The 7,562-nt window shown below is 43.0% G+C and carries 5 protein-coding genes, 2 pseudogenes and 1 riboswitch; of the genes and pseudogenes, 5 read left to right on the top strand and 2 right to left on the bottom strand.

Going from position 1 to position 7,562, the window contains the following annotated elements; translation table 11 throughout:
• Positions 1-99, top strand: a pseudogene (locus AC1P5O_RS15795) (IS1 family transposase); the annotation flags it as partial.
• Here AC1P5O_RS15795 and AC1P5O_RS15790 read toward each other — a convergent pair.
• Positions 80-829, bottom strand: a complete 750-nt coding sequence (locus tag AC1P5O_RS15790; protein ID WP_348942333.1) for an HAD family hydrolase — start codon at positions 827-829, stop codon at positions 80-82. The pseudogene AC1P5O_RS15795 and the gene AC1P5O_RS15790 overlap by 20 nt on opposite strands.
• 292 nt (positions 830-1,121) lie before the next feature.
• Here AC1P5O_RS15790 and AC1P5O_RS15785 point away from each other — a divergent pair, with 292 nt between their 5' ends.
• The 4 genes from AC1P5O_RS15785 to uca all read left to right on the top strand — a co-directional run bounded on the left by AC1P5O_RS15785 (position 1,122) and on the right by uca (position 7,367).
• Entirely contained in the window at positions 1,122-2,015 is an 894-nt protein-coding gene (locus AC1P5O_RS15785; RefSeq protein ID WP_071852308.1) for a LysR family transcriptional regulator, read from the top strand.
• 197 nt (positions 2,016-2,212) lie between these two features.
• Positions 2,213-2,315: riboswitch (guanidine-I (ykkC/yxkD leader) on the top strand.
• A 28-nt stretch (positions 2,316-2,343) separates the two neighbouring features.
• Positions 2,344-3,081, top strand: a complete 738-nt coding sequence (locus tag AC1P5O_RS15780; RefSeq protein WP_305157770.1) for an urea amidolyase associated protein UAAP1 — start codon at positions 2,344-2,346, stop codon at positions 3,079-3,081.
• A gap of 11 nt (positions 3,082-3,092) precedes the next feature.
• Positions 3,093-3,758: an urea amidolyase associated protein UAAP2 gene (locus AC1P5O_RS15775; protein ID WP_262466461.1), complete on the top strand. Its 666-nt coding sequence runs from the start codon at positions 3,093-3,095 to the stop codon at positions 3,756-3,758.
• A gap of 3 nt (positions 3,759-3,761) precedes the next feature.
• Complete coding sequence (gene uca / locus AC1P5O_RS15770; protein WP_262466460.1) at positions 3,762-7,367, top strand: urea carboxylase; 3,606 nt, start codon at positions 3,762-3,764, stop codon at positions 7,365-7,367.
• A gap of 85 nt (positions 7,368-7,452) precedes the next feature.
• Here uca and AC1P5O_RS15765 read toward each other — a convergent pair.
• A pseudogene (locus AC1P5O_RS15765) lies at positions 7,453-7,562 on the bottom strand (IS701 family transposase); the annotation flags it as partial.

Raw genomic sequence — 7,562 nt, 5'->3', positions numbered from 1 at the left:
CGTGGATTTAGGAGAAGTTGCAACTTTTCTAAAAAGCTCGAAAATCATTTTAAAGCCTTTGATTTGACTTTCTTTTACCTTAATAACGGATTTGTTTAACGCCAGCATACTTTTTGAAACACCACCCGAAACTTAATAATTCAGCAAAATCTTCGACATAATAATTTGCTTTGGCTTTGATCAAATCTATTTCATGAGCGGAGTGCTGGTCATAAATTGCCACTACCTCGATGCCCGCATGATTTGCTGCTTCTACACCGACTAGAGAGTCTTCAATAATTAGACATTCCTCAGGTCGAAGGTTAAAGGCTTGCAAAATATTCAGATAAACTTCGGGATGAGGTTTAATGTTCTGGACATTTTCACGGGTGAGAATCAAGAAAAAGTCCTCATCAAAGCTGATTTTAGAATTAATATTTCGATTGTTATCCTGATAGCGCTGTACATTGAATAAACTGGTGGTGGTGGTCAAAGCCAGTGATATCTGTTGCTGTTTTAAAGCCTGAATCAGGAGGTCTGCCTGAGGTTTTAACTCGACGATATGATCCAGAAAATGTCGGGAAATTTTATAACGACGATTTTTTACTTCTTCTTTAGTTGGTTCAAAACCGTATTGTTCTTTTAAAAATCCACAATATTCCAGATAAGGATCTGGTCTATGTCTCAAGGCGGTAAGTTGAAGATCGCGCTGTTGCTGAATCTCATGTAAATCGACTTTTCTGTTGGAGAGCTCATCAATCAGGGCTGCATCGACCTGATTCCAGATGCCTACAGAATCAATCAACGTACCATCCAGATCAAAACAGACCAGCTTTTTATCCTGAAACATATAAGATTTCTCTGTATTTTTACCATTTATTGGGTGTGGCTGAGTATATCGCATACGATTTAAATGTTTAACTGACCTGAGCAAACCGGGCTGGAAATTTTGCGTTGAGGTACTTGTTGAGGTACTTTTTAATGGATTTATTCATCTGGCAAAAGTATTTTTTTCGGAAAATTACAGCGAGTTTAATCCTGAAAATAGTTGCGAAGTGTTATATTTTAATCTGACCCTCAATAGACTTATGCGGATGAAAGACCTGTCCGAATGATGAGAAAGTTAAAGGAAATGTATTTCTGTGTTTGAACTTGACTGTAAATTGCTCAGTATTTTTTATTATGTCTATAAATTTAAAAACGTATCTCAGGCAGCCGATCATTTAGATATGAGCCAGCCAGCGGTGAGCAATCTGCTGAATAAAATTCGCCAGCATTATGGTGATCCTTTATTTTTACGTATTGGTAATGAAATGCTGCCGACAGACCTGTCCAAACAGCTCTTTCCCTTGGTCAGTGAAGCACTGAGCAAAGTTGAAGCCATTAATAACTTTACTATCAATTTTGATCAGGTCACTTCACAGCAGCGCTTTACACTGGCAATGACTGATGTATCGCATCTGGTACTGTTGCCAAAAATTTCACAGTATCTGAAGCAGCATGCGTCCCATATCCGTCTGAATGTGCGTCCGATTACGTCAGAAACCAGCTATCAAATGGCCAATGGCGAGATTGATCTGGCTTTGGGCTTCTTGCCAAATCTGGAGAATGGCTTTTATCAGCAGAAACTGTTTGAGCAATATTATGTAGTGATCGCGGCGAAAGATCATCCGCGGCTCACGGGTGACAGCATCACGACCGAAGAGTATTTACGTGAAACGCATATCGATATTGATGCCGGGATGGGGCATTACCATATCGAAAATGAATTGCTGAATCTGGAACTTAAGCGTGACATTCTAATGCGTCTGCCAAGTTATCTGGGAGTCGGACTGGTAGTGCAGGAAACCGATGCGATTGCGACCGTGCCTTATTATTTGAGTGAAGTCCTGTTATCACGTGGCAATCTCAAGATCTTTAATGCGCCAATTGCGTTCCCGACCTATTCCGTAAAGCAGTATTGGCATATGTCCTGTCATCATAAAACCAGCCATCAATGGTTACGCAATATCCTGCATGAGATTTTAAGTAAATAACTCTACAACTTAGATTGAGTTCTCATCTCTAGATTTTAAACTCCCGGTTCAAGCCGGGATTTTTTTATTTTGGTACATCTTGATGCTTTTTGCAGAGTCTTGCACCTGAATTGATCAGTCAAATCCTAATAATAGTATTACGAAACATAAAAACAGTATTACTAAATTGGCACAGCCTTTGCATTAACCCTGTTAGAGAAAAAGTGATCTAGGGTTCCGGCATTTGCATGCGCAGCGACCGAGAGTTCACGGCTTAAGTTTCAAGCTCAAGCTACACGGAGGGATAAAAGCCCGGGAGGTAAACCGTACAAGATTGGGATGGATGCATATGAGCACAACTACTTATCACGAAGATCAAGTCCTCTGGACTGAACGTTTACCGGGTGGACACCACTGGTCAGCACGCATCCAGCGTGGCGCAGTTTTACAACTTAAATCTTTAGGCGCAAATGCCAATGTTTCACTGTTTTGTGTGAATAGCGAAGATAAGCTTGAAGCCTATAACATGCCAGACAGCTTAAAAGGTCAACACAGCGCATTTTTAAGTACAGGGCACATTTTGGCGTCTGATTTAGGTCGTGCGATGATCTCGATTGTTAAAGATGACCATAGTTGGAATGATGCCTTTTGTGCGCCAAGTACCGCACAGCAAATCGAACAACAGTTTGGCAAGCAAAGCTTCCAAGATGCGCGTAACGACATGTACCGCAACGGTAAAGACAGCTTGCTTTTAGAGATGACCAAATTTGGCTTATCGGCGACGGATCTTAGTAGTAGCTTAAACCTATTTTCAAAAGTTGCACCGGATGACAACGGCAACTTGTCTTATGTCGTATCTGATAATACCGATCAAGTGATTGAACTACGTTTTGAAATGGATTGTTTGGTGTTCTTATCCAGCGCACCGCATGCTTTAGATAATTCATCTGAATATGCACCTGCTGATATTCAACTGTCACTGTTTAAAGCTCTTCCGCTACAACAGACCGATGTCTGCCGTGACTCATGCCCGCAAAATCAGCGCGCGTTCCAAAATAATAATCGCTACTACGCTTTAACTGCTTAAGGGGAATGATCATGACTGCACTCGTAAACCCAACACAAAATCATGAAAAATCAGTACTGAGCGAAGTATGTCCTGCCGGCGAAGCGTGGATGTGCGAAGTCAAAAAAGGCCAGTACTTCCGTATCGTTGACCTTGAAGGCAACCAGGCGGTGGATACTTTGTTTATTTCCGCACATAACCCTGAAGAGCGTTATAGCGCAACCGATACTTTGGCGATGAACCGTCAAATTTATCTAGAAAAAGGTACGACTTTATATACCAACTTTGGCAATAAAATCGCCACTATAAACGATGACAATTGCGGTCGCCATGACACTTTAGGCGGTGCATGTTCATGTGAAAGTAATACGGTCCGTTATGCCCATGACAAATACCCAATGCACAGTTGCCGTAACAATTTCATGATTGCGTTGTCACAACATCCCATTGCCAAAAAGCATGGTTTAAACGTGCGCCACATTGGACCAAACATTAACTTCTTTATGAATGTTCCCGTCACTTCAGAGGGTCACTTAAAATTTGATGATGGTATTTCTGCACCGGGGAAATATGTCGAAATCAAAGCCGAGATGGATTTGATTGTACTGATCTCAAACTGCCCACAACTGAATAACCCATGCAATGCCTATAACCCGACACAAATTCAGCTGGTTGTGCGTGAAGGCGAGGAGGCATAAGTTATGTTTAATAAAGTTCTGATTGCTAACCGTGGTGCAATTGCTTGTCGTGTCATTCGTACCCTTAAAAAATTAGGCATTCAATCGGTTGCGGTGTATTCAGAAGCGGATCGTGATTCTTTACATGTGACTTTAGCCGATGAAGCGGTCTTTATTGGCGATGCACCTGCGAGCCAAAGCTATTTGAATGTCGATAAGATCTTAGAAGTGGCCAAATATACCGGTGCGCAAGCGATTCATCCGGGCTATGGTTTCCTGTCTGAAAATGCCGAATTCTGTAATCTGTGTGAAGCGCAAGGCATTGTGTTCTTAGGGCCAAATGCCGAGCAAATGAAAGCTTTTGGTCTCAAACATACTGCACGTGAATTAGCAATTCAAGCCAATGTACCATTACTTCCGGGCAGTCAGTTGTTGGCAGACGAAGCCGAAGCACTGCTTGAAGCGGAACGTATTGGCTATCCTGTAATGCTGAAAAGTACCGCAGGCGGTGGTGGTATCGGCATGCGTTTGGTGTGGAATGCGGAGGAGCTGAAAGAAGCTTATGCAACCGTGTCTTATTTAGCGCAAGCCAACTTTAAAGATGCAGGCCTTTACTTAGAAAAATTCGTACAAAATGCTCGTCATATCGAAGTGCAAATCTTTGGTGATGGCAACGGTTTAGTTCTAGCACTGGGCGAGCGTGATTGTTCGGTGCAACGTCGTAACCAAAAAGTCATTGAGGAAACGCCTGCACCACACTTAAACGATGAACAACGTGCCTACATCCAAAATGTTGCGATTCAATTAATGCAATCGGTGAATTACCGTTCGGCAGGTACGGTTGAATTTGTGATGGATACTGACACACAAGAATTCTACTTTTTGGAAGTGAATACCCGTCTACAAGTGGAACATGGCGTTACTGAACAAGTCTTTGGTGTCGATCTTGTGGAATGGATGGTGACTTTAGGCAGTGGCGATTGGGTTGCACCAACATCAAAACTTGAGTCACAAGGACATTCAATTCAAGTGCGTCTTTATGCCGAAGATCCAATCAAAAACTTCCAACCAAGTGCAGGACTTTTGACGCATGTTGAGTTCGATGCCAACGCGCGTAATGAAACTTGGGTAGAAACAGGTTCAAACGTCTCATCTTTTTATGATCCAATGATTGCCAAAATTATTGTGACTGCGGATGATCGTGATTCTGCAATTCAAGCCATGACAGTTACGCTCGCTAAAACCCAAGTGGCGGGCATTGAAACCAACCTTGAATATCTACAAAACATTATCGACTGCAATGTCTTTAAAGCCGGTACGCAAACCACACGTTTTTTAAATACCTTTGAGTGGAAAACTCAAAAAATTGAAGTGCTACAAGCGGGCATTCAAACCGCCGTGCAAGATGTGACAGGACGTTTAGGTTACTGGGATGTTGGTGTTCCGCCATCAGGTGCGATTGATCCGCTGTCTTTGAATGTCGCAAACCAATTGTTGGGCAATGCACCGAATACCGCAGGGCTAGAATGTACACTCCAAGGACCAAGTTTAAAATTCCATTGCGATAGCCAAATTGTCTTGGCAGGTGGCGATATGCCATCGACGTTGGATGGTGTTGCTGTCCCAATGTGGCAAACTGTGAATGTGCGTAAAGGTCAGACGCTGAAATGTGGCAAGATCGCCACAGGTTGCCGTACTTATATCGGGATTAAAGGTGGTCTGAATGTGCCTGAATATTTAGGCTCACAAGCGACTTTTACCTTGGGTCAGTTTGGCGGTCATGCGGGGCGTAATTTACTGATTGGCGATATGCTTCCAATCACGGCATTTACATCTGATGACGTGAAAGCCTTAATAGAAGATCAAATCCCAACATTTTCCAATTCTTGGGAAATTGCGGTGATGTACGGTCCACATGGTGCGCCTGATTTCTTTACCAAAAACGACATTGATACCTTCTTTGCCAACGAGTTTGAAATTCACTTCAACTCTAGCCGTACCGGAATTCGTTTGATTGGTCCAAAACCAGAATGGGCTCGTCAGGACGGTGGCGAAGCGGGTCTGCATCCATCCAATATTCACGACAATGCTTATGCGATTGGTGCCATCGACTTTACTGGGGATATGCCAATTATCTTAGGTCCAGATGGCCCAAGCCTCGGTGGTTTCGTGTGTCCTGCGGTGGTGATCAATTCTGAGCTTTGGAAACTCGGTCAGCTCAAAGCCGGCGATAAAGTCAAATTTGTACCTCTCAGCTATCATCAAGCGAAATTGCTGAACGAAAAATATCATGCACAATTAACTGCCCAAGATACGCAAGCGGTGACTTTTGATGAAGCATTTTATCCTGAAATCAGTACGCTGAAATCTGCCATTTTAGATACCTTAAAAGGTCAAAATGGTACGCCTGATGTGGTGTATCGTCCTGCCGGTAACAACTATATGTTGGTGGAATATGGCGAGTTAGTTTTAGATTTAAACCTACGTTTCCGTATTCATGCGCTGATGCAATGGGTGAAAGATCAAAATATTCAAGGCATTATTGACCTGACACCGGGCATTCGTTCACTGCAAATTCACTTTGATTCGACCCAGCTCGATCAGATTGATTTACTGCGTATGCTTCAAGTCGCTGAAGAGCAACTGCCTGATGTCACCGAGATGCAAGTGCCATCACGTACCGTGTATTTACCACTGGCTTGGGAAGATTCACAAACGCAATTGGCTACTGAACGCTATATGCAAACCGTACGTCCAGATGCGCCGTGGTGTCCGGACAATATCGAATTTATCCGTCGTATTAACGGCTTAAAAGACAAACAAGCTGTGAAAGATGTAGTGTATAACGCAAGTTATCTGGTCATGGGCTTGGGCGATGTGTACTTGGGTGCGCCTGTGGCAACGCCACTTGATCCGCGTCAGCGTTTGGTCACCACAAAATATAATCCTGCACGCACTTGGACGCCTGAGAATGCCGTGGGTATTGGCGGTGCGTATATGTGTGTCTACGGGATGGAGGGTCCAGGGGGTTATCAGTTTGTCGGTCGTACTTCGCAAATGTGGTCACGCTACCGTAAAAACCCTGACTTTGAACAAGGTATGCCGTGGTTACTGCGCTTCTTTGACCAAATTAAGTTTTATGAAGTGTCTGAAGCGGAACTCATGCAAATGCGTGAGGACTTTAAAGCAGGGCGTTTAAAATTACGCATTGAAGATGGTGTATTGAATCTAAAAGAATACAACGACTTCTTAACTGAAAACCAAGAATCTATTTCGGCATTTAAAGCGGTGCAACAAGCCAACTTTGATGCAGAGCGCCGTCGCTGGCATGAAGCAGGTCTTGCGGAATATGTCTCTGAAAGTCTAGATGCTGTGGATGATGGCGAAGGTGTTGAAGTGCCTGAAGGTGGTTGTGCGGTGGAATCACATATGCCGGGTTCAATTTGGAAAATTGAATGTCAGTCGGGTGATATTGTGGAAGAAGGTGCAACGCTTGCGGTGATTGAAGCGATGAAGATTGAGATTCCGATTATTGCGCCTGAGCGTATGCGAGTGGATGCGATTACCATTGAAAAAGGGCAAACGGTGAAAACGGGGCAAGTGTTGTTTACGTTAGCACCAGTGGCTTGATGGTATATATAAAAAAGACCGCCTGTAAGGGCGGTTTTTTTTTATATTTTTTATATTTTTGTTAAATTATAGGACTTACGCACTGTTATTTATAGACTCTCTGTGGTAGCAGATGATTTTTATCGAGAATAAAGTCATCAATGAAGTTTTTGATAATTGGTCTAAATAATTTCTTCTGCCAACGATATACATTTT

The sequence above is a fragment of the Prolinoborus fasciculus genome, from assembly GCF_056724605.1.
Note: the sequence above shows the minus strand (reverse complement) of the source record. Positions and strands in the feature narration are given on the sequence as shown.